The following is a 22,697-nucleotide window of genomic DNA, read 5'->3' on the forward strand; positions in this document are numbered from 1 at the left end:
AAGGTTTACGATATCCAAGGGCTAGCAGCAGTAATACGCACACGTGCAAGATTATTGGGTATATAATGATAGGGAATAATTTCTTCATATACAATGCGAATTGAACTAGGATTCACTTTATATAGCAGTGATATTTCACCCTTAGCTTCGTTTCTTATATTTTTCAACACATTTTCTCTATCAGTTAAAGAAACTACAGTATCCTTTGTTACCGAAACCTCTGCAAAAGCAGCTCCATAAGCATTTGCAACTTCAGCATATTCAGGAATGAACGCATATTTTGGTAAAAACGGTGATGCAAGCAACATAGCGCCACCACCTACAATGATAAAAGGAAGGTCAGCATGCGGTCCAGAAATTTTCTGATAAAGTTTTTCAAGCTTCAATACTATTTCGCTCATAATACGCTTTGCACACATAGCTTCCTGTTTAGTAAACTTAACAGAAGAAAAATTAACATGCCCTAAAGCTTGTGCCATATCAGTGAGAGTTATCTTGCTGCCTCCCCATAGTTTTGCATGTTGCTTTATTAGATATCCTGCACTTTCAGGTCCTATATTAACTTTATCATCTTTTGCTTCTATATAACTGCCACCTCCTAATGCAATAGACAAAATATCAGGCATAGCACAATTGAGTGTAATACCACCAATAGAAGAATTATAAAGCGAACGCCGCGGAAAATTGTTTAGCACTATACCTACGTCTGTTGATGTTCCTCCAATATCTGCAACTACACATTCATTTTTACAAGCAAGACGTGCTGCCCCCACAAAAGAATTAGTAGGGCCTGATGAAATAGTCAATATAGGGTACTGCAGTGCTTCTTCTAAAGTAATAATAGTACCGTTATTCTGAGTAATAAACAAAGGACATGTTAACCCGAAAATGCTTAATATATTTTGCAAATCTTTAAACCCTGCATTCATCGCTTTTATAAGAGCAGTATTAAGTATAGCTGAATTCTCTCTTTCGATATAACCAACTCCACCAATCTTATGTGATAACGTAAATGGAAAAGCTTTCCCTAAAATTTCTTTGATCTCATTTCCTACTATGTTCTCTTGTTCACAATATAGAAGAGAAAACACTCCCACTACTGCAAATCCTTCTGCTCCTTTATTGTGCAACTCGTATATGGCAGAGCGTACTTCAGAAATAGAAAGCTTAGTTATACAACTACCATCACAATCATACCCTCCATTAATAACTTTTTCTCCAATATACAATGTACTACGTGTCTGTGCGTTCCACGAGTATGCAGGTGGAAGTGAAGGTTTATGACCTGCAATGCGAATCACACCTACCTTGTATAGTTCAGATCCTTGCAAAACCGCATTAGTTGCGTGCGTGGTTCCTATAGATACAGCTAAAATTCTCTGTTTATCAAAAGGATGAAGCTCATACAATGTGGATAATACACGTAAAACCCCTTCAGAAATATTTTTCGTAGCAATCACTTTACAAGAAGTAACTATTGTACCATTATCCTTTACAAGTACAGCGTCAATATTTGTGCCACCAACGTCGATTCCTATTCTATAATCCATATCACCTCCTTTTTTCAGAAAGACCAAACACTTCAGGACCTACTATTGCCAGTCCTTCTGGTGTTGTCCATAACGTGGGAGAAGGAAATTTTAGCACTGATACACGTATTCCATATGTTAAAGCTTCAGAAGCTATTGGATATCCAGTATCTTTATCAAGAACAGCAATGATATCTGGTGTTGCAGCAACACAATCGGAACCATCATACACTGCAAGATATTCATTTTGATAAATGATGGTCAACATATTATTACAACCTTCTATAGATACATTTCCTGAAAGAAACCCTCCCTTAATTGACTGATCTATATCTCTTATAATTCCCTCTCCCAACAGCAATGCATGCTTATCGCATAACGCTTTTATAGGACATATTTTTCGTTCTCGTGCTTCCAGTATAATATTACCTAGAAAACATGCATAGGAGATACTGTTTCTACAAATAACTTGCTTTGCTTGTTGACCTGTTATAGGGTAACAGCTAACACCTATGCTTGAACCACATGCCACTGTCACCGCGCGCGCAACCCTTTCGAGGTGGTCACTGCTTTCAATATGCATAATTATAGTGTTACCTAAGCTATCTGCAAAAAACGCAGGACAACAAGAAATGCCATATAAATTAGGTGATACCATATTCAATGATGGAAATGCTCTGCCCATTAAGTCTCCGTCTATAACAGGAATCCCGACTTTACCTGCTGCAAGGAATGGTGTAAAAGCGTTACTTCCTCCTATTTCCGCTGGTATAAGTGCTGTAGGTTCTTTCTTATAATATAACGTAAATACATCGATTAATGAGTGACACTCTTTACTGGGTAATTTTTCTGCAGCTACAAGAGGTGCACCCATAAAACCAATGGGCATAATTAGAGCATCATCTTCCAACTCATCTATATCTGTAATAGCTACCTCGCCATGGAGTTCGATTTTATATTGTGTACTAAGCTTATTATAATAGGTATTACCTCCACCTCCTGAGCCTAATAATCCAGCCCCTAAAGAAAGAGCTTCTATATTATTGAGAGTTAGTTGGTTTATTTTTTTCACAATAGTTCTTATAAATAAACAGAAAAGTGCGTGTGCATAGAACAGCAAAAGATGATACAATTGCTGCATCGGTGTAAATAAAACCAGTTGTTATATCATGCACCTTAAGTAACGAAAGCAAACCATATATAATACCAAATATTGCACAAATGAGATTGGTTTTTTGTGCTGAAGACGTATATTGTATAGGTTGTAATTTATCCAGCACAAAACAGGTTACAATAACAGATCCTTGGCTTCCTATGACAATGGTAATTACATTAAGTAACTCCTCAAATTTTAGTATTATATTAGTACATGAAAGTACTGTACCAACAATCCCTATAATTGTTATGCAGAACGGTAATGAAACTTTGGGTAACAAAAAATTAACGTTTACACCAGCAGAATACAAGTTTAAGTTATTAGTAGTCCAGCATAAAAGAATTATAGACGGAATACACAATAACTTCCACAAATCATTTCCGCTGCTCAATAATACCTCTATAAAACTTGAATCTGGCACACAAAGAGCAAAATAGACTCCTGTGCCTATAACGAAAAAATAACATATGAAAAAGGTAAGTATAACGCTTACATATGCATCGAGATTTGTTCGTGCAAAACGATAGTATGTTGGGATATCGAAAATAGCACCTAAAGATGCTGCAATTATAAGCGGTACGCCTTTTAATGTCATATTAGATGTAAGTATAATATCAGGTAAGGTGTGCTTGTAAAAAAGTTGCAATATTGCGATTATCGTAACTATGATAAGAAAAGGCGTTGCAATATTTGCAAAGCTCTTTAATGCAGTGATACCTCTGCTTACAAGAAGTGTAATAGCGAAACCAATGATACAATTAGTAGCAACGAATACATATGGTAAGTCTTTCATTTTTAATAGAGGAAATTCTATAATAGTGTTCACCATAATGTTTTGTTGAATAGAAAACCAGAACACTAAACACATTATAATACCTAATCCATATAGCCATGTACCGTGAACACCAAAATAGTGTAATACTTGTTCTATGGTATTGCATGGTCTTCTTACTGACAATACAGCAAAACACAACCCCAACATTGTCAGTATAAGATTTGCTATAATTATAGAAATTAAGCTAGAAGTAACACCATATTTGGTAGTAAGCATATACCCCAACATGAAAGCAGGTACACAAAAGACTGCACCTGCTTGAATCGCGGTAAGATCTATGTATGTTTGACTAGTATACTTCAACTTATCACCTACAAAACAATCAAAGGAGATTCATTCTTAAGTTAGTTAGTCCTCTTTGAGCTTTTGAAGTCTCAGTTTCGTCAACTTTAGTACTAGGACCTGCTCCAGTATCAGCATGCAACTGGCGAAGGACTTCCTTGGCTTTTTCAGTGGCCTTATCAACCTTTATATCCTCCTCCATGTTAACTTTGGCATCAGGAGCTAAGCTCTTTTGATACTCACGTTCCCTTGAATAGTTTGATAAACATATATGATGCATAGCAAAAAGAGCATTTTCACTTCTCCGCGTTACTTTGGCTAAATTTCCAACCTTAACATGATGTGAATAGCGTGTATCTTTTATACCAAATCTCCTCGCAAAATTAACATGCATATTATTATAACCAAGGAAATCTTTATCTATTGAATGAAAGTCATCTACTAATGGATCTTGTAATTCTACTGAGCCATCTGGGCACTTCTCATATAAGCTTTCTACGTACTTTCTAAGTTTTTCCTCATCTTTAGATGGTTTATCTTCTTCAGGAAGTTTAGTGCATAGTGGTAATTGAATATGACTGCAGGATGGAGCATAAGAATATTTCTGATATCATAATCTTCTGTTAGAAATTTCTTTGACGGTACTTGTGTACCATCGGCATACTCCTTATATTCTTTAGAACATTCTCCATTAATCAAGCTAAAACAAAAAAAAGCAAGAGTTGGTTGTACTTTTTCATTTTCATCAACATCTTCCTCCTTTTTATAATAAAACGTTTTTTTATTTTCTGCTTGGAACTTGTAAAAAAGCACATCTTTACTATCTATACTAAGCTGATCATTTACTCTATTAATTCTCACTAACGAAATAATGATTGGCAGCCCTTTTTGTTCCATACAGCTGATTACTGCATAGACACTAATGTAACAAGGTAATACCTTGAGGGTAATATTATGTTTTGAATACAGTAGAACACCTTTACATGTGCCCAATATTTTCTGAACTCTTTCATTTGCAATATTTTTTATATATTCTATAGAATGTAAGTTAATTTCGCTTTTCATTTTGGCAATGAGTTCTTCCTCCTTATCTTTACCAAGAGAAACACCACCAAAATTATCTATCGATTCTTCCAAAACTGCAATACCAAGTTTATCTTTTTTTCTATATTTTAACAAACTGAGCAGAATTACAGGTAAAAATAGATCTTTTTCTTTCTTTGTTAAGTTTTTGACTTCATCACGAGAAAGCTTACCTTCTTTGCAGAACTTAGGCAACATAGAAAGAATAAATAAGGGACGAATTTGACATAGGCTATCTGATACAAGAGGATCTAGTAACTCAAAGATATCTTCACCTTTGTCACATATGAGTTCTTCGCAACAAGCCAAGATTTCATTAAGATCTTTTTTTTCTGCTTTGGGTTTCTCTGATGTATTGGATGAAACGCCGTAAATTTTTTCTCTAGAAACTGGCATATCATCCTCTATGTCCTTTTCGATGTTACTAAGAAGTGGTACAAAATGGTTGCTGTAATTCACTATATAAACAACATTATCACCTGTGCCTACTTCATCTGTAGTAATATGTAATCCATCTACCGATTTCTCATGCAATTCTATAACTTTAATTTTCACATTATATTTCTCACATATTATTTTTCCTTCAATTTCGTTTCTTCCACATACAGCATCTTCTAACTCTAGTTTTCTCATTAATGAATTAAGGCTTAAATCTTTAACATCTTTTACAGTAAATTCAATACGTGAAACATATCTTATAATGTTATCATCTTCTTTTTTTAAAGCTTTATTCAACCATGAACTGCTCTTTGATTGTTTTGCATATTGTTTACAACTTTTCCGTAAAGACTTTACGTTAAACTCTTCACTACTTGTAATCAGACCATTACTTTTTAGTTCATTCAATCCTTGAGCAACAGAATCAAAAAAGCAATCTCCTGCACCTACAGCAGCCCCTATTTTATAGTTCCCAGGAAACTCCTTTTTTAGCTTACTTAAAAGTTCCTCGAGTTCTTTTCGCTTCTCACCTTTTGCCTTTTTTATCTGACAAAAAACGGAAATAGGCTCTCTACTAACACCTGACCCTTTACCCACTGCTAACATATTAACTCACTAAACCAAGCTACCTGCTTGATAGCAGAAAAAATAAGCAAAGTAAATTATTTTTTTATGATAAATAACAATATTTTTCAATAGATATATATTTCCATATTTTTTATTATTAAATTAATAATATGGTTCTACTTTTTGCCTAATTAACAAACAAGCGTGAGAAGAGTTTTTCTTGGAATCCGTTGGTCTACCAAACGATACATACGAACTTTTCCATATAATGATTTTGTTATACGCTAAAACTAGCCATATTAGCCCATTTCATCCATATCTACATACGAACTGTTTTGCCTAAGCTTATGGAAATAATTTAAATCTTCTATTTTTATAACCTTATTTTACGCGGCTTGTTCTCACAAATGTATGACCTTTTTTGAAGAAGTAAATAATTGAATTCTTTATAACACTAACTAGCATGGTACTTTTACTAAAGTATTTTTTGAAAAAGTTAGTTGACTTATAAATAATTCTCTACTAATACTGGCATGTGTTTTTTATTCTGCTGAAGTGGCTCCGCAGGTTACTGTATAATCTTCAGCAGTTTTTCCACTCCTTTAAAGCATCATATTCCTATATATTAAATATCGCTGGTGTTCTCAATTTTGTTGATCTATAGTAAAATTGGCTAAAACTTGGAGTCATAAGCAACTTTTAACCTCTCTATATACTCCATTGTTACTCACCATAAAAACTTAACAAAAGCTTAACGACATAAGTAGTAAAAAGATTATGGTTATTGACTTAATGTTACATATCGCATATAATGTATTGTGTATCTTAGCTTAGAGGGGTAAGTATGGGTGAATCTACTGGGATGGTAAAATCTATCATCAATCTACTAAAACCAAAATCCAAACCAGAACCATCTGATTTTGAATATGAATCCATTATAGAACATCTATCATCTAAAGAGCATTTATTAAATGAGCTGATGAATGATATGTGGTACTCAGGAGATTTACCATCAGTTAGAAATCATAATGAACTACCTTCTTTAATAGATAGCAAACTTGGACTAAATGAACAAATTTGTGTTTGGTTTGCTCTGGAACACGATCTTACGCCAAGTCAAAAAAATTTAAACAAAAAGTTACTTAGTGCTCTAAAATGTTTAGCTTCTAACTGTGGTTCATTTGATAATACTGAACCTCTTGAAGAATTTTTACATGATAATAAAAACAATAAAGATTTAAAAGTAATTCTTAACCTCAAAAGAGGAGAATCTCAATCAACATTATTGCATGCGATTGCAGGAGCAAATATTGGTGGATTTCGTCGCACAGGAAATCAGGCTATAGATTCACTCTTAGAAGCAGGCGCAGATCCTAACATACAAGATAATAAAGGAAAAACACCATTATACCTTGCTGCTGCCAAAGGTCATTACAATAATGCAAACTCTCTTCTCTTGAAAGGAGCTAACCCTAATATAACAAGTAGAAAGGGAAGAACTCCACAACAAATAGCAACTAATAAGCTGTGCTATAATATAGAAGAATTATTTTTAACTGATAAACAGAAAAAGATGAATAAGGAATTGTATGACTTACTTGTGTGTGATTCAGACTGCACTAAAAATTTAAAGGAGTTTTTAAGTAAGCATAAAAGAGATTCAGACCTAAAAGTAGTGCTAAATATTCGGCAAGGAATGGGTGAATCAAAAGTGTTTTCGTATGTTGATCGTTTTGCTTGGGATAATGAAGATCTTGCTCAAGAGTTAAGAAAAATATTTCTAGAAGCAGGAGCATTAGATTATGATATAAATATTTATCGTCAGCAAAAGAAAGGACAGGTCAGTAAATTACTCGTTAATTTAACTTCAAATCAAAAGGAGAAGTTAAATAGGTTTTCTGATAAGGTATTTCAAGCTCAAAATATGGCTGAACTTGAAAAGATTGTAAACGATGCTATAAAGTCTGGTGTACGATTAAACTATTCTCTTTCACAAGATTTCTTTTCAGGTAATGAGTACACTTTTACCGATTATGTGATGAAAAAAATCAGTGAGTTGGAAAAAAATCCTAAAGTTGCTAGTAGTATAATATGTCAATTAGTATCAAAAGGGGCAGTGTTTGGTAATACAGTTGATGCTAATACACTGACATCAGAATTTAAAGAGCATAAAACTAACCTAAAAAAAGCTTATAGAGATTATGTTAGCAATTCTCATAAGTTTATTGAAATCGCAAAAAGTGCAACTAATAGCGAGCTAAAAGATGCAAGAGTAGACAACTCCGTTTTTTACTTAGAATATTCTAAAGATAGTAAAATAGACATTATAAAGATAACAGATGGGGTAAGGGGTTTAGGTCTAACCGATGGAGAGGTAAAGTGTGGAAGAAATATAGTAAAGATCGGTAGTAGTGAAGTAGAAATTATAACGGAAGATGGCATAAGGAATTACACAGATCTTACAGAAGGTAGCAGTATAGTATTAACTTTCTATACTAGTTTGGGAAATGTAGACGTTAGGCTGTATCCTGACATACAGAATAAAAGCAAAATTATAGTAGAAGTGAGTAATAGAGAAGAAATATTAGAAAAATTCAAAGGTCGCGAAGAAGAGTTAGGCAATGATTGCGAGCTTGGTAACTACTGGGTCTACGATGCTATTGAACAGGGATATTTTGAAAGGTCTGGTGGATTAATGCGTCCTGAAGTAATAAGCGAGTCTAACAACAAATGGACAGAACGTGAAGAGTTAAGAAGGACTTCTGATCCTAAGAGAGAAGTTTCTAGGTAGATTAATTTGTCATAAAGGTTAAAGATTATTATTTAAATATAAACTATTATAATTTATAAATTAAGAAAATTGTACCAATGTCTTCTAAGAATACTCTTTTATATTGTTTTTAAGCTGGCTACAAAATGAGGATATGGAACATACAATTGGCTGAGCTGCCTTTTACACTCCAGGTTTACTATTAAAATATGCAGCTAAAATTGGATACATTTTCTATCACTGTTGCATCCGATATGTTAAAATATTCATCATTTATATTGATATTTTTCGCATAATTGATTCTGTAACATTGACTTACTTTTCTATATCAATCTCAATATCTTTTGGCATGGCTCTTTGTAGCAGCTTCTTTTGCAATAACCTTTTTTAATTTTCTGGCACATACTTTTTTCGATGTTTTCATATTGTTATTTTTATAAACGTTACAACGCTGAGCCGTAAAACTTCTCCATTTGCTCACTCCATAACATCGGTATTTCTCTTAAATCAGCTAATTTCAAACCCCTTGGATGTCTCCCATTTACTATGTCTTCTTTAATCTTTGGCGCTAAATAATTCAGCCTTAAAATTTGTTGTATACATCTTGTACCTATATTAATTTTGGCACTCAGCTCCTTCACACTTCCATATTTTCCCTCTTCCAGTTGCCGTTTCCATAGGTGAGCTCTTACCACTGCTTTCAGTAACGCATTATTTGTTTTACCTTCTGGTTCTACTACTGTGCATTTGTTTCCTTTCTTTTTTATTGGTATAAATTCCACCTTATCGTCTGAATTAACTTCTATTCCATCTTCTTTTACCATTACTTTCTTTATTAACTTTTTCACTATTTCTTTCTGCTTTCCAAAACTCCATTCTTCCCCTTTTTCTCCCCGTTTTTCATATAATTGCTCTGCTTTTTTCATTACTTCTTTTTCTATTTCTCCAGCTACCATAGTTCGATTTACCGATTCACAATTTTTCCTTCCTAGATGATTGTTGCATACATAATATCGATACCTTTTATTCTCTTTTTTCGAGTACGTCAGCGTCATATTTACATCACAGCTCTTGCACTTAATTATTCCCTTTAGTAGCGCCTCTTCATATTTTGCCTTTCTATACGGCTGATTCTTTATCAATTCCTGCGCTTTTTGCCATTTTTCTTTCTCTATTATCGCCTCATGCTTTCCTTCATACTCTTTCTCATAATGCCTAATTTTCCTCATATATATTGGATTTGTTATTATTCTCCTCACCGTTGCCTTTTTAAAGGTATCTGATTTTGTTCTGTAACCTTCTCTATTTAGCTCCCTTGCCAGTCCTGCCATTGACTTCAGCTCCAAATATCTTTCAAATATATGCTTCACTGTTTTTGCTTCTTTTCCATTTATTATTAATTCTTTATCTTTTACATCATATCCAAGCGGCAAAGTTCCTCCCATCCATAACCCTTGCTCTTTTGATGTTGATATTTTATTTTTTACCCTTTCTACTATCATTTCTCTTTCTAGTTGTGCTGCTCCTGACAATACCGTTTGCATGAACTTTCCCATTGGTGTATTATTGTCAAATATCTGCGTTACTGCTATAAAATTTACTCGATGTCTTCTAAAAAATGACGTTACTTCAATGCTGTCTTTTGTTTCTCTTGATAACCTATCTAGTGTATATACTACTACACAGTCCGCTTCTCCTGCCTTTACATCTTCAAATAATTCCTTTATCGCTGGTCTTTCTAAATTTTTCCCTGAATATCCACCATCATCGTACCTTTTGGCCAATGCTACCCAGCCTTCTTTGCTCTTTATATACTTTTCACATGCTACTCGTTGCGCATCTAAACTATTAAACTTTTGTTCTAGACCGTCTTCATTTGACTTCCTAGTATATATCGCGCACCTTACCTCTTTTAGCATTTTCTCCTCTTCAGCTCCCATTTTTATCACGCATCCCGAATAATAAAGGTCCGTTGTAGCTCATTCCCATTATTTTCCCCGCCACTGCTGACAATGATGTATAAAATTCTTCTCGGTAGATTAAACCCTTATCTGTTATAGCTCTTTCGATAAAAGTCCGGATGTGATAGGATAAGGATAGATGATGATAAGGAGGTTGAATGCCAGCAGCATATAGTTATGATTTAAGAAAAAAAGCAATGGAAGCGCTAGACGAAGGAGAAAGCAGAGAAACAGTGGCAGCAAGATTTAAGATTGGACGAACTACTTTATGGGAGTGGCAGCAAAGAAGAAAAGAAACAGGAGACTTTCAATCAAAAAAACTTGGAAATGGGGGTTACAATCACAAAATTACCGACTGGGATACCTTTGCCAAATTTGCCAGAGAACACGGAGGAAAGACTCTATCGGAAATGGCTAAACTTTGGAACAACGTTAGTATCCAAACGATCTATCGAGCCCTTAAAAAAATTGGATTTACGCGCAAAAAAAGACATATGGATACAAGGAAAGAAACGAAGAAAAACGTGCTGAATTTTTGAAAATTATAGCGACAAAAGAACCTAAAAACTTAGTGTATATAGATGAGTCTGGCATTGATAACACCGAAGACTACCCCTACGGATATTGCCAGAAAGGACGGCGGTTTTATGCCTTAAAATCTGGAAAGAAAACTCAACGAATCAGTATGGTTGCAGCCTTAAGTGGAAGAAAGATAGTTGTTCCGTTAACCTTTGAAGGCCACTGTAATATGGATGTTTTTAATGGATGGTTTGAGCAATTTTTGACACCGATCTTGGAACCTGGACAGACTGTCATTCTTGACAATGCTACTTTTCATAAGTCTGATAAGATTATCGAGCTTGCTAAAGGGGTTGGTGCAGAAATTTTGTATCTGCCGCCTTATTCTCCAGATTTCAACAAAATTGAGCATCATTGGTTTGCTATAAAAAACAGAGCCAGGAAAAACATTCCTCTATTCGAATCCTTTCTTCGTGCTGTTGATTCTGCCTTCCTATGACCTGTTTGGACTATTATGAGAAATGCTATAAATGTTCAGACTCAAGTACTTGCAGTTGTAATGGCACAGAAAATCTATCTTCCAGCTTTCTCGTTCTTAAACGTACAAAACATTCTCCTCCCTCTATCATACTTCTGCATACTAGAGCTTGTAATCCATAAAAATCACTTATTCCACAGCTATCTGCTTCATCTGTCCATCTTAGCCATAATTCTTGCACCTTCTTTCGAAATTCTCCATCTCTTGCCTTTGATTGTGGTTTTATTCCTGTTCCAATCGAGTTACTTACTATTGTATCAATTATATTTGCTGCATATGGATTTTTTCTTACCATATCACGTGATCTACTACGCAAAGTTTCAAGGCTTTGAGAGAGTAAATTGTTTATACTTCCTGTTTCCCCCTGCCAATACATTACTCTTCTTCCTGAGCCTGCTGCATCCCAAGCAGAACTTTTGATTTTTGGCTTACTAAATAGTTGTTTGAAATTTTTCAGCATCATACTAACCAAAATTCTCTTAATTCTTTCAAAGTTCCGTTAAATTTATTTCTGTCACATTTTCCGATTCCTTCTACTTCATGTGGCTCTGGATTTGTTTTACCGTCAGTATATTGCCATAAAATCCAATCATTCCAGCCTTTTGGTAATGTGAGCTCTTTTCTCCAGCTTGCTATCCATAATGGACATTTTGTCAAAGTTGGCGTGGCAAAATCCTTAAGAAAATAGCTACTGCCATAAATTAGGGGTAATCTTCCTGTTATAGCATTTCTCATAATAGTCCAAACAGGTCATAGGAAGGCAGAATCAACAGCACGAAGAAAGGATTCGAATAGAGGAATGTTTTTCCTGGCTCTGTTTTTTATAGCAAACCAATGATGCTCAATTTTGTTGAAATCTGGAGAATAAGGCGGCAGATACAAAATTTCTGCACCAACCCCTTTAGCAAGCTCGATAATCTTATCAGACTTATGAAAAGTAGCATTGTCAAGAATGACAGTCTGTCCAGGTTCCAAGATCGGTGTCAAAAATTGCTCAAACCATCCATTAAAAACATCCATATTACAGTGGCCTTCAAAGGTTAACGGAACAACTATCTTTCTTCCACTTAAGGCTGCAACCATACTGATTCGTTGAGTTTTCTTTCCAGATTTTAAGGCATAAAACCGCTGTCCTTTCTGGCAATATCCGTAGGGGTAGTCTTCGGTGTTATCAATGCCAGACTCATCTATATACACTAAGTTTTTAGGTTCTTTTGTCGCTATAATTTTCAAAAATTCAGCACGTTTTTCTTCGTTTCTTTCCTTGTATCCATATGTCTTTTTTTGCGCGTAAATCCAATTTTTTTAAGGGCTCGATAGATCGTTTGGATACTAACGTTGTTCCAAAGTTTAGCCATTTCCGATAGAGTCTTTCCTCCGTGTTCTCTGGCAAATTTGGCAAAGGTATCCCAGTCGGTAATTTTGTGATTGTAACCCCCATTTCCAAGTTTTTTTGATTGAAAGTCTCCTGTTTCTTTTCTTCTTTGCTGCCACTCCCATAAAGTAGTTCGTCCAATCTTAAATCTTGCTGCCACTGTTTCTCTGCTTTCTCCTTCGTCTAGCGCTTCCATTGCTTTTTTTCTTAAATCATAACTATATGCTGCTGGCATTCAACCTCCTTATCATCATCTATCCTTATCCTATCACATCCGGACTTTTATCGAAAGAGCTATACTTCTTCAACTCTCTTTACAAATTCCTCAGCTTGCTTAACTGCAATATTTTTGCCACTTTTGTTTTCTTCAATATCCAGCGCAAGTATGGTATTTTTGCTTTCGCCTACCGTTTTTAGAAAATGATCAGCTTGATTCTTGCCGTTTCCTTCTGTGCCAAAATGATATGCTCCCCAGAGTAATCCTTCTTCTTCAGCTTTCTTTCTTCTCTTCGCATACTTTGAATCCACATATTTTAGCCCTTGTGTTGCCTTGTGAATTACTCCAACTATACCATTCTCTTTGTCTAGCTTAAAATTCACATTTTCTTGCCAATGTGACAAATCTATTATTCCATTTACTGGACTCTCTCTATTCTCCCATAGTTTTATAAAAGTTTTTAATTGCTCTAAAAATTCAGAATATTCCTCTTTTACAACTTTTCTCAGAAAATTTTCCCTCATATAACTCCTTTATTTGTTGCAAAAATAATCTTTCGTTTAGGCTTCATTCCAGCAATCTTTAGTTCACCTTTGATGCGTTGTCTGAGGCTGAGCAAATCATTTATATCTACTTCTGCATATCTCACCACATGGTCACCATATGCAATTGATACCACTCGCTCTCCGTTTTGCAGCTTCTTTATCGCTTCTTCAATTTGAACTAAATACTCTTCGTTATACATTTACTACTTGCTGATCCACTTACTTTTCACTATTTTCTTTGATTTTTTACTTTCTGGTTTTTCACTTAAACTATTCCATTTACTCTCTGGCCATCTGTCTACTCCCAGTGCTATCGATGCTGCTCTCGCATAAATTCGGCAATCTAATACTTCATTTCTTTCTCTTACCTTTTGCCACTCCTGTTTGGTATATCCTTTCACCACTTTGCTGACTAATTGCTCTGCCGTTAGCTGCTTAAAATATTCAGGTGCATACTCAGGAAAATGACAGTATCCTGCTGGCACTTTCTCTTCTTCTTTTAAAATATTAAGTAGCTGAAAAAGCTCTGACTTTAATATCGATACTCCTACTGGCCAGAGCTTTATTCCTCTCTTTAGCTTTTGACCACCAACTGTTATATCTACTCTACTTGGGCTGCTAAGTGGTACTAGAGCTTTATTTACACCTTTCACTGCCATTACTCTTCCAGAGCCTTGATGACCTCTTACCCAATTGTATACTTCTTGTGTCGCATACCCAGCATCAACCGCCATCATACTTATCATGTATTCAAGACCATTTTCACCGATAAAATGATGATTTAAGAGCTCAGAGAGTTTTCCCCATACTTCTCCTCTTCCAGTATCACCTTCAAATACTCGGTATTCTATTGACCAACTTTCGCGGCTTTTTCCCCATGCTACAACTTCTACTTCTAAACGATCTTTTTGGACATCTACTCCTGCAGTAAGCACCACTTCTCTCCTAGGTACTGTGCCTACGGGAAAAAATTCTCTCCTGTTAAATAATTGCTTCCAATCTGGTACTTCTCCTTTGTCTACCCAGGTTTCTCCAAGCGTAGTATTTATCCATACTTTTAGTAATTGTTCACTTTCTTTTGCATGAAGAAAATCTTCTACTGCTTGAGTCCAGCTATACCAGCCTACTGGACTATAAAGACTTGAAAGATGAAATCCTTTTTTCTCACCTTTTACTCTATTAGTAGGTCTCCATTCTCCACGCTCAAGCATCTCTGTCTTTTGATGATTTTCTATTTTGCCGCTACATTCAGTGCAGACATAATGTGCTGTTCTTGAGTCGTTGTTTTCCCATTTAATTTGTGACCATTTTAGAACTTGATAGTAATTACAATACGGACATGGTACAAAAAAGTACTGCTTATCTGTTGCTTCAAATTCTTTCTCAATTCTGCTTATTCCATGAATCGCTGGTGTTGATACTAAAAAAATCTTTCGCCGTGCAAATGTATTAGTTCGAGCAATACTGAGCAGCACTGGATCTCCTTCACCACCTGAATCTCCTGGATAGGCGTCTATTTCATCAAGAAAGAGATATTTTACTGGCATAGACCTCAGTCCTACACTGCTGTTTGCTCCAGTTATTACTACTATTCCACCTGGAAATTCCTTACTTTGTACAGTATTGCCTGAGTCTCTTGACCTTGGGTCTTTTACTTTACTCTTTAAACATGGCGTACTCTCTATTAACGGCGCAAATCTTCCTTTTGACCAACGCTTTCCCATTTCAACTGTTGGCTGCACAACTAACATTGGACCAGGAGTCTGATCTATAATATAGCCTATCCAATTGTTACCAGCTTCTGTTCCTCCAATCTGCGCTCCTTTCATGAATACTACTTTTTCTGCTGGTGAGGACGGAGAAAGTGAATCCATGATTTCTTTTAAATAAGGAGTTCTTTCTGTTCTCCATTTATAGCATTTCTCATAATAGTCCAAACAGGTCATAGGAAGGCAGAATCAACAGCACGAAGAAAGGATTCGAATAGAGGAATGTTTTTCCTGGCTCTGTTTTTTATAGCAAACCAATGATGCTCAATTTTGTTGAAATCTGGAGAATAAGGCGGCAGATACAAAATTTCTGCACCAACCCCTTTAGCAAGCTCGATAATCTTATCAGACTTATGAAAAGTAGCATTGTCAAGAATGACAGTCTGTCCAGGTTCCAAGATCGGTGTCAAAAATTGCTCAAACCATCCATTAAAAACATCCATATTACAGTGGCCTTCAAAGGTTAACGGAACAACTATCTTTCTTCCACTTAAGGCTGCAACCATACTGATTCGTTGAGTTTTCTTTCCAGATTTTAAGGCATAAAACCGCTGTCCTTTCTGGCAATATCCGTAGGGGTAGTCTTCGGTGTTATCAATGCCAGACTCATCTATATACACTAAGTTTTTAGGTTCTTTTGTCGCTATAATTTTCAAAAATTCAGCACGTTTTTCTTCGTTTCTTTCCTTGTATCCATATGTCTTTTTTTGCGCGTAAATCCAATTTTTTTAAGGGCTCGATAGATCGTTTGGATACTAACGTTGTTCCAAAGTTTAGCCATTTCCGATAGAGTCTTTCCTCCGTGTTCTCTGGCAAATTTGGCAAAGGTATCCCAGTCGGTAATTTTGTGATTGTAACCCCCATTTCCAAGTTTTTTTGATTGAAAGTCTCCTGTTTCTTTTCTTCTTTGCTGCCACTCCCATAAAGTAGTTCGTCCAATCTTAAATCTTGCTGCCACTGTTTCTCTGCTTTCTCCTTCGTCTAGCGCTTCCATTGCTTTTTTTCTTAAATCATAACTATATGCTGCTGGCATTCAACCTCCTTATCATCATCTATCCTTATCCTATCACATCCGGACTTTTATCGAAAGAGCTATACCTGGCTCTGATGCTGCAGTTGGCGCTAAAACTCGATACTCATTTGCCCACTCTGATACTTTAAGCTCTGGATCTGGTTTTAAACCTTCAGAAAAAGATGTGGCGTATATCATTGTCTGCATCTACTCATAATTGGTTCTATCTCAACATCATTAACAGTAGAACTACACTCTTCCAATTCCATAAACATCTTTTTCTGAAATTCCTTTTCTATATATCTTTTGCTCATCTCACTTATCATTAGTGCTATAATAAGCGCAAATATCCCTGTTGTTGTTGCAAAAATGATTGCACTGCTTATTGTTGTTGCTGTTAAACCTATATATGCTGCCATTGCTACTGCGCTAACTGTAATACAGATGCAGATAATATTATTATGTTTTTTCATCCTTTTATCTGCTATTTCTCTCTGTGCTATATATTTATTATGAAGGGTTGGAAAATTAATAACGGTATCTCTGCAGAGCAATGCACCATTTTTTTCAGTAAATAAAACTTTAAGTAACTCTAAATTGTTTGATTTAATTGCTAAATGTAAAACAGGTGTATAATTTGCTCCTTTTTTCAGCAATAACTTTACTACATGTAAATGCCCTTTTTCCGCAGCAAGGTAAACCGGTGATAAACCTTTATTATTTACAATATCAATATCGATTTCTTCTTTTAAGATAGACTCTACAAGCTCAATTTCTCCTCTTTGTGCAGCTAAATGTAGTAGACTATTCTTTTCAGAACCGTATTTATTACTCATCAAAGCCTTCTTTATCTCAGGTTTAGCGTAATCAAATGGTGTCTTACCATTATCATCCCTGATTAAAGGATCTATATCCTCTCGAGTTAGTAAAACCTCTATTGTTTTAAGTCTTTCAGCGTAATGTAGTGGCGTTTTATTTTCGTAGTCTTGCAAATTTACTTGAGCATTAGGCTCCTTTATTAAGCATTTGAGAATATCAAGACACAAATCTCTTTCATCGTAATTAGTATTACTTACAGCTATATGAACAGGCGACAATTTCATTGAGTTTTGTCCCATGCGTGCACTATTTACATCTGCTCCAAGTTTCAGCAGTAACTTTACTATCTCTAACTTTTTGTTATTAACTGCATAGTGCATTGGTGTCTGATTTCGTGCATCAAAGACATCTATTTCAGCATTTCCTTCTTCCACTAAAATTTTGACAATATTCTCATGTCCTATTCCTGATGCTAGATGTAATGGTGTATGATGCAGAGCATTTCGTACATTAACGTCAATACCTTTTCTGATCAAATATCTAACTGCATTAACTTCACCTATCATTGCAGCTAAATGAAGTAAGCTATCTTGTTCTGATCCGTATTTGTGATTGATTAATGCTTGTAATATTTCTGCTTTTTTACCTTCTTTGGCATAATCTAAGGAGGTTTTGCCTTCATTGTCCTCAACAAAAGGATTAATGTTCTTCTTCGTGAGTAATAAATCCACCATGCTTAACTCGTCAAACTCTATAGCGCAATGTAGTGGTGTCTTTCCATTTAATCCTCTGACATTAACATCTAATCCAGGTTGATTGATGAGACATTTTATTAACTCCAAACTTAAGTTATCAGCCATTTTATATTCAAAATCTTTTTTATATTTGAAATTTAGTATTAGATAATTCTTGTAATGAGTTTGTAATCTCTTCGGTTAGCGTCTTATGAATCTTTTCAGTGTCGCTCAGTGATGCAAGCAGTGCTGAAACTCTATTTGGAATATTAAGCAGATTATTACGGACAACTCTTGCTACGTTAAATGCATCGCGCTTTACTTCCTCTACTGCTACAAGTTCACCAATCCCAGCCTTAGCTTTCGCCTCAAGCAGTTTACCACGTTCCATCTCATTTTTTATTCGCGTTTTTAGCAACATTGTAGAAAGGTTATTTGTATTTTCGTTTTCTGGATTTTTCCTCCTAAGTGGCTGACTTGGATCTCTTATTGCTGCCACCGCTTCATTTGCTTGTTCTCTACTGATCAAACCATCCTCCAACTCAACTATTCCTTTCTTTACTAAATAACAGACATATTGCTTTGATACTCCTATCTCTCTTGCCCATTCCGTTTGTGTGATCTTTTCCACTTTTTTTGCTTCTTTTTTACAAATTTTCTTCTTGAATCTCTGAAAAGGTTTTGCCAGTACCGGCTAAAATGGCATCTCTTCCGGTATATATTTGCCAACGTTTTATAGTTACATCTACAAATTTTGAATCTAGCTCTATTGTCCTACAAATTCTTCCTGTTCTCTCGCATGCAATCAGTGTACTTCCAGAGCCGCTAAATGGATCAAGTACGATATCTCCTGATCTACTGCTATTAACTATTGCTCTTTCCATTAGCTCTACTGGCTTCATTGTTGGATGTAGTGTATTGTGCGTTGGCTTATCATAAAACCACAGATCACTTTGATTTCTACCCCCATGCCACTCACGTTTATTGCCGCTTTTCCATCCATAGAGGATTGCTTCGTATTGTCTTTGATAATCTGATCTTCCTAGCGTAAAGTGATTCTTTGCCCAAATGATAAATGTTGACCATTTCCCTCCCGCTTCCTCAAATACTTTTTGTAACGTTGAAAACTCTGATGATGATATGCAGATGTAAATTGCACCTTTCGTATATGCTAAAATATGGGAACAGATGTCGTAGAGAAAAAGTTCGTACTTTTCACCTTGATTATCGTTTAATATTTTTTTCTCTTCTCTTTCCTGACTGCTACCGTAATCAACGTTATATGGAGGATCACATACGGTAATATCTGCCATTTTATTATCTAATACCGCTTTATATGATTCAACTAAAGAGCTATCACCACAATAGATTCGATGATCACCTAAAATCCATAGATCAGCTGGTTTTGTTATTTCTACTTTTTTGTCATATTCCCTAAAACAGAAAAAGCCTTCCTCTTCCTACTCTTTCTTCCTTGGCTAATCCATAGTTAGCGTTTTTTGCACATGTGCGTTGCATTTTTTAATCTTCTTTAAAAACTTGACAATACATGACAACACTGGTATGTTAAAAATATAGTTTTTGTGAGGTATTTATGGTTAACAATAAAGAAAAACATCAAATAGCGTTTTGCGTTTCAGCCGTTACATTCTTAGCTGGGTTATCATTAATCGCAACTGCAATTGCAGTGGGTACCGTACCTGCTATAGCTGCTTGTCTAGTGATAGGAGGAATTTTGACTGTCTTGTCTGGTGTGCAAGCAGTAGAAAGCTATTTATTTTTACGAAACAGCGAGAAAACTTTGAATAAACTGATAAGTAATATACGCGATGAACCAGAAAGCAAACTTTTTATAGAAAGGATTTTGCAACCGTTCATTGAACTTTTTAGTGAGCTTAAGCAACATAATTAAAGTACACTAAGCTTTAAGCATAGAAACCACTTTATCGTAACTTGGCAATGATTCAATTTCTCCAATTGCAGCTAGAGTGGTTTTTTCATGCTGAGATAACAATTCTTCTGCTGCTTTTTTTATGTTAGCAGTGGTAACTGCACTAATTTTTTCTATTAATTCATTTTTACTGATGTACCTATTATAGTTACCGTAGTAGTGTCCCAATGTTTCAGCACGTGAGCTAACACTTTCGCGTGACATTAAAATTTGGGATTTTACTCGCTCTTTCACTCTATTTACTTCTTCTTCCTTCAGATCATCTGTAGACAACTTCTTCAACTCTGTCGTTATAGATTTTAAAAGCTTATCTAAGTTACTACTGTCTGTACCAGCAAAAATGGAAAACATTCCTGTATTAGTATAGCTGGAATTAAATGAATAAACAGAGTAAGCTAATCCCTGCTTTTCCCTTACTTCCTGGAATAAACGTGATGACATTCCGCTCCCTAATATAGAATCAAGCACTTGAAACGTGTGATATTTATCGTCATGGCGAGAAACACTAGGTAGACCAATTAGCAAGTGTACCTGATCTAATTTACGATGTTCTAAATACTCACCACCAGTACAGCTCGCATTTTGGCTTTTTTTCAGCTTTTTAGAATGAATCTTTGAGAGAAAATCTTTGGTTAATGCAACAACTTCTTCATGTTCAACATTTCCTGCAACGGCAAATAGCATATTCTCACCAAAGTAATGCTCATTTATGTAATTATCTAGATCTCCTCGAGTAAAAGATTTTACAGTATTTTGCGTGCCTAAGATTGACCTACCAAATGGTTGGTCTTTATAAGCTGCCTCAAAATATTTGTCGAAAATAATGTCACTTGGTGAATCATTAGTTTGAAAAATCTCTTGTATTACAACACCCTTCTCACGTTCCAATTCATCTTCTAGAAACGTGGAATTCATCAATATATCTATTAATATATCAATACCAGTTTTTATGTCTTTCTTGAGGACTTTTGCATAATAGGTGGTGCTTTCCCTACCGGTGCTAGCGTTGAAAACTCCACCTATGTCATCAAAAGCTTTTGCAATTTCAAAGGCAGTTCTTGTCTTCGTCCCTTTGAAAGCCATGTGTTCTAAAAAATGGGATATTCCATTTTGCTTTGCACTTTCTGCTCTACTGCCAACACCAACTCGTATGCTTAAAGCTACGGAATCAATATCACGCACCTGCTCAGTTATTATGCGCAGACCATTATCTAATTTTGTTACCCGGGGTATATTCATCTCATATATTCTTCTAAGTTCTCTTCTGCAAAATCCCAATTAATCAAATGATCAAGGAAAACTTTTATGTAGTCAATTCTACGGTTTTGACAATCTAAATAATAGGCGTGCTCCCACACATCCATAGTGAGTAGTGGCACTTGGCCATAAATTATTGGCAAATCTGCATTTGGAGTTTTGGTGATTTTGAGCTTTCCTAACCTACCTTTTTCGAGCACTAACCATACCCATCCACTGCCAAATTGGCTTACTCCATGACTCGAAAATTCTTCATAAAATTTATCAAAGCCACCGATATCGTCTTGAATTTTTTTTGCTAGAAGACTACCATCTTTAGGCTTACCACCACCATTTTTTTTCATTGAATTCCAATAAAAAGTGTGATTCCAAACTTGTGCTGCGTTATTAAATATAGGCAAGTTGCCGCTATTACCATGCACTTTTGTTATTAATTCCTCAATTTTTACATGTTGATAATCCGTATTTTCAACTAGCTCATTGAGTTTATTTAAATATCCTTTATGGTGCTTATCATAATGAAAATCCAAAGTTTTTGCAGATATGTAAGGCTCCAAAGCTGTTTTATCATATGGTAATTCAGGTAAAGTAAAACTCATGCCAACCTCTTTATTTTTGACCTACTTGGATGGTAGGGCAATATATGCTTTTATGCAACATATAATTAATAGCTAAAACATTTAGGTATCTATTGCATTATTCTAAATTATACTACAATAACGATTATTATATAAGCCATAGAAATGGATTAAATGCAAAAGTTACTTGACACCCTTCGCCAGCCCCCTTATCATGAAACTGAAGCTATTGTATTTGCTTTCGCCAATCTGCAGATTAAAAGGTAAGGATTACTTAATGTATCGGCGTCTTATGTTCAATTTTTTGCAGTATATAGATACTGTATGTCTTTACAAAACTTCATCTACATCTAGGTTTTTATCTAAATAAGCTGAACGCGCTTATAAAGCGTTACAAGACATCAAAAAATGCCAATACTCGACAGAGATAGTAAAAGACTAGCTAACTCGGGGATTCTTTGTCTTTTTTTCTGCTTAGTAAATTTCTTAAACATTTGCAGCGTAAGTTAGTTGCAATTAAAAGCGGCTGAATCTCGCTTGTCAAGCGTTTAAAACATAAAAAACGCCAATATTTTAAAGCGGATAATAACCCCAGGGCTTCTTTTGCCTTTTTTTTCATTTGGTAAATTTCTTAATATTTGTAGCTAACATGAAGCTAAGTACGAACTTTGTTAAACACAACAAATGGTTTCATCCCAGTGCTCCTTTTTTTGTCATCCAAGTAGCTGACACTGGGATCTATTTTGCATGTAACTCCAATTG

19 protein-coding genes and 4 pseudogenes are annotated in these 22,697 nt (G+C 35.3%); 3 read left to right on the forward strand and 20 right to left on the reverse strand.

Translation table 11 applies throughout. The annotated features are described in order from the left end of the window. Nucleotides 1–5 precede the first annotated feature (5 nt). The 5 genes from OOL03_RS01950 to OOL03_RS01970 all read right to left on the reverse strand — a co-directional run bounded on the left by OOL03_RS01950 (nucleotide 6) and on the right by OOL03_RS01970 (nucleotide 5,929). Nucleotides 6–1,550, reverse strand: a complete 1,545-nt coding sequence (locus tag OOL03_RS01950) for a hydantoinase/oxoprolinase family protein (RefSeq protein ID WP_264707505.1) — start codon at nucleotides 1,548–1,550, stop codon at nucleotides 6–8. 1 nt (nucleotide 1,551) lies between these two features. Continuing rightward, complete coding sequence (locus OOL03_RS01955; RefSeq protein ID WP_209473059.1) at nucleotides 1,552–2,601, reverse strand: DUF917 domain-containing protein; 1,050 nt, start codon at nucleotides 2,599–2,601, stop codon at nucleotides 1,552–1,554. Then, nucleotides 2,570–3,823 (reverse strand): cytosine permease, encoded by a 1,254-nt coding sequence (locus tag OOL03_RS01960; protein ID WP_209473061.1) that lies wholly within the window; start codon nucleotides 3,821–3,823, stop codon nucleotides 2,570–2,572. The genes OOL03_RS01955 and OOL03_RS01960 overlap by 32 nt, the downstream gene beginning before the upstream one ends. A gap of 19 nt (nucleotides 3,824–3,842) precedes the next feature. After that, complete coding sequence (locus tag OOL03_RS01965; protein WP_264707506.1) at nucleotides 3,843–4,196, reverse strand: hypothetical protein; 354 nt, start codon at nucleotides 4,194–4,196, stop codon at nucleotides 3,843–3,845. A 101-nt stretch (nucleotides 4,197–4,297) separates the two neighbouring features. Continuing rightward, nucleotides 4,298–5,929: an OTU domain-containing protein gene (locus OOL03_RS01970; protein ID WP_264707507.1), complete on the reverse strand. Its 1,632-nt coding sequence runs from the start codon at nucleotides 5,927–5,929 to the stop codon at nucleotides 4,298–4,300. An 805-nt stretch (nucleotides 5,930–6,734) separates the two neighbouring features. Between OOL03_RS01970 and OOL03_RS01975 the strand changes: the two genes are divergently transcribed. Further along, a complete protein-coding gene (locus OOL03_RS01975) occupies nucleotides 6,735–8,681 on the forward strand; it encodes an ankyrin repeat domain-containing protein (RefSeq protein ID WP_264707508.1) in 1,947 nt (648 codons plus the stop codon). Between the two features lie 422 nt (nucleotides 8,682–9,103). Here OOL03_RS01975 and OOL03_RS01980 read toward each other — a convergent pair whose 3' ends face one another. Both OOL03_RS01980 and OOL03_RS01985 read right to left on the reverse strand, forming a co-directional pair. Beyond that, nucleotides 9,104–10,579 (reverse strand): recombinase family protein, encoded by a 1,476-nt coding sequence (locus OOL03_RS01980; RefSeq protein ID WP_264707509.1) that lies wholly within the window; start codon nucleotides 10,577–10,579, stop codon nucleotides 9,104–9,106. Nucleotides 10,580–10,589: 10 nt separating this feature from the next. Further along, nucleotides 10,590–10,718 (reverse strand): annotated as a pseudogene (locus OOL03_RS01985) (DUF2924 domain-containing protein); the annotation flags it as partial. Between the two features lie 61 nt (nucleotides 10,719–10,779). Here OOL03_RS01985 and OOL03_RS01990 point away from each other — a divergent pair. Further along, nucleotides 10,780–11,639 (forward strand): IS630 family transposase gene (locus OOL03_RS01990; protein WP_264707019.1). Its coding sequence is split into 2 segments (ribosomal slippage): nucleotides 10,780–11,104 and nucleotides 11,104–11,639, totalling 861 coding nucleotides; the frame shifts between segments, so codons are not numbered across the junction. A 28-nt stretch (nucleotides 11,640–11,667) separates the two neighbouring features. Here the strand turns inward: OOL03_RS01990 and OOL03_RS01995 are convergent. The 11 genes and pseudogenes from OOL03_RS01995 to OOL03_RS02045 form a co-directional block, all read right to left on the reverse strand. Then, nucleotides 11,668–12,141 (reverse strand): annotated as a pseudogene (locus OOL03_RS01995) (phage portal protein); the annotation flags it as partial. Continuing rightward, nucleotides 12,138–12,398, reverse strand: a pseudogene (locus tag OOL03_RS02000) (GH25 family lysozyme); the annotation flags it as partial. The pseudogenes OOL03_RS01995 and OOL03_RS02000, both read right to left, overlap by 4 nt. A 30-nt stretch (nucleotides 12,399–12,428) precedes the next feature. Continuing rightward, a protein-coding gene (locus OOL03_RS02005) for an IS630 family transposase (RefSeq protein ID WP_264707034.1) occupies nucleotides 12,429–13,288 on the reverse strand; the annotation gives its coding sequence in 2 pieces (ribosomal slippage) (nucleotides 12,429–12,964 and nucleotides 12,964–13,288; 861 coding nt in all). A 59-nt stretch (nucleotides 13,289–13,347) separates the two neighbouring features. After that, nucleotides 13,348–13,794: a glycoside hydrolase family 25 protein gene (locus tag OOL03_RS02010; protein ID WP_264707511.1), complete on the reverse strand. Its 447-nt coding sequence runs from the start codon at nucleotides 13,792–13,794 to the stop codon at nucleotides 13,348–13,350. Beyond that, entirely contained in the window at nucleotides 13,791–14,015 is a 225-nt protein-coding gene (locus OOL03_RS02015) for a gpW family protein (protein ID WP_264707512.1), read from the reverse strand. Before OOL03_RS02015 ends, OOL03_RS02010 begins: the two co-directional genes overlap by 4 nt. 3 nt (nucleotides 14,016–14,018) lie before the next feature. Continuing rightward, the gene (locus OOL03_RS02020; protein WP_264707513.1) at nucleotides 14,019–15,761 is read right to left on the reverse strand and encodes a phage terminase large subunit family protein; all 1,743 of its coding nucleotides are present in this window, start codon (nucleotides 15,759–15,761) and stop codon (nucleotides 14,019–14,021) included. Then, nucleotides 15,758–16,617, reverse strand: a protein-coding gene (locus tag OOL03_RS02025) for an IS630 family transposase (RefSeq protein WP_264707034.1) whose coding sequence is annotated in 2 segments (ribosomal slippage) — nucleotides 15,758–16,293 and nucleotides 16,293–16,617 — 861 coding nt in all. Because the reading frame shifts where the segments join, the coding sequence is not laid out codon by codon here. The genes OOL03_RS02020 and OOL03_RS02025 overlap by 4 nt, the downstream gene beginning before the upstream one ends. A gap of 33 nt (nucleotides 16,618–16,650) precedes the next feature. Continuing rightward, nucleotides 16,651–16,794 (reverse strand): hypothetical protein, encoded by a 144-nt coding sequence (locus OOL03_RS02030; protein ID WP_264707514.1) that lies wholly within the window; start codon nucleotides 16,792–16,794, stop codon nucleotides 16,651–16,653. After that, on the reverse strand, nucleotides 16,791–18,275 hold the full coding sequence (locus tag OOL03_RS02035) for an ankyrin repeat domain-containing protein (protein ID WP_264707515.1): 1,485 nt from the start codon (nucleotides 18,273–18,275) through the stop codon (nucleotides 16,791–16,793). Before OOL03_RS02035 ends, OOL03_RS02030 begins: the two co-directional genes overlap by 4 nt. Before the next feature lie 19 nt (nucleotides 18,276–18,294). Next, nucleotides 18,295–18,780, reverse strand: a complete 486-nt coding sequence (locus tag OOL03_RS02040) for a hypothetical protein (RefSeq protein ID WP_077188119.1) — start codon at nucleotides 18,778–18,780, stop codon at nucleotides 18,295–18,297. 16 nt (nucleotides 18,781–18,796) lie between these two features. Then, a pseudogene (locus OOL03_RS02045) lies at nucleotides 18,797–19,576 on the reverse strand (DNA-methyltransferase); the annotation flags it as partial. A gap of 167 nt (nucleotides 19,577–19,743) precedes the next feature. On the opposite strand from OOL03_RS02045, the gene OOL03_RS02050 reads away from it, so the two are divergent. After that, nucleotides 19,744–20,061: a WD_0736 family protein gene (locus OOL03_RS02050; RefSeq protein WP_010082444.1), complete on the forward strand. Its 318-nt coding sequence runs from the start codon at nucleotides 19,744–19,746 to the stop codon at nucleotides 20,059–20,061. A 6-nt stretch (nucleotides 20,062–20,067) separates the two neighbouring features. Here the strand turns inward: OOL03_RS02050 and OOL03_RS02055 are convergent, their stop codons facing one another. Next, nucleotides 20,068–21,339 carry a M16 family metallopeptidase gene (locus tag OOL03_RS02055; protein ID WP_264707516.1) on the reverse strand — a complete coding sequence of 424 codons (1,272 nt, stop codon included), beginning with the start codon at nucleotides 21,337–21,339 and terminating at the stop codon, nucleotides 20,068–20,070. Beyond that, complete coding sequence (locus tag OOL03_RS02060) at nucleotides 21,336–21,956, reverse strand: superoxide dismutase (RefSeq protein WP_010082437.1); 621 nt, start codon at nucleotides 21,954–21,956, stop codon at nucleotides 21,336–21,338. Before OOL03_RS02060 ends, OOL03_RS02055 begins: the two co-directional genes overlap by 4 nt. Nucleotides 21,957–22,697 lie beyond the last annotated feature (741 nt).

The sequence above is a fragment of the Wolbachia endosymbiont (group A) of Acrocera orbiculus genome (assembly GCF_947250015.1).
Classification (GTDB): Bacteria; Pseudomonadota; Alphaproteobacteria; order Rickettsiales; family Anaplasmataceae; genus Wolbachia; species Wolbachia pipientis.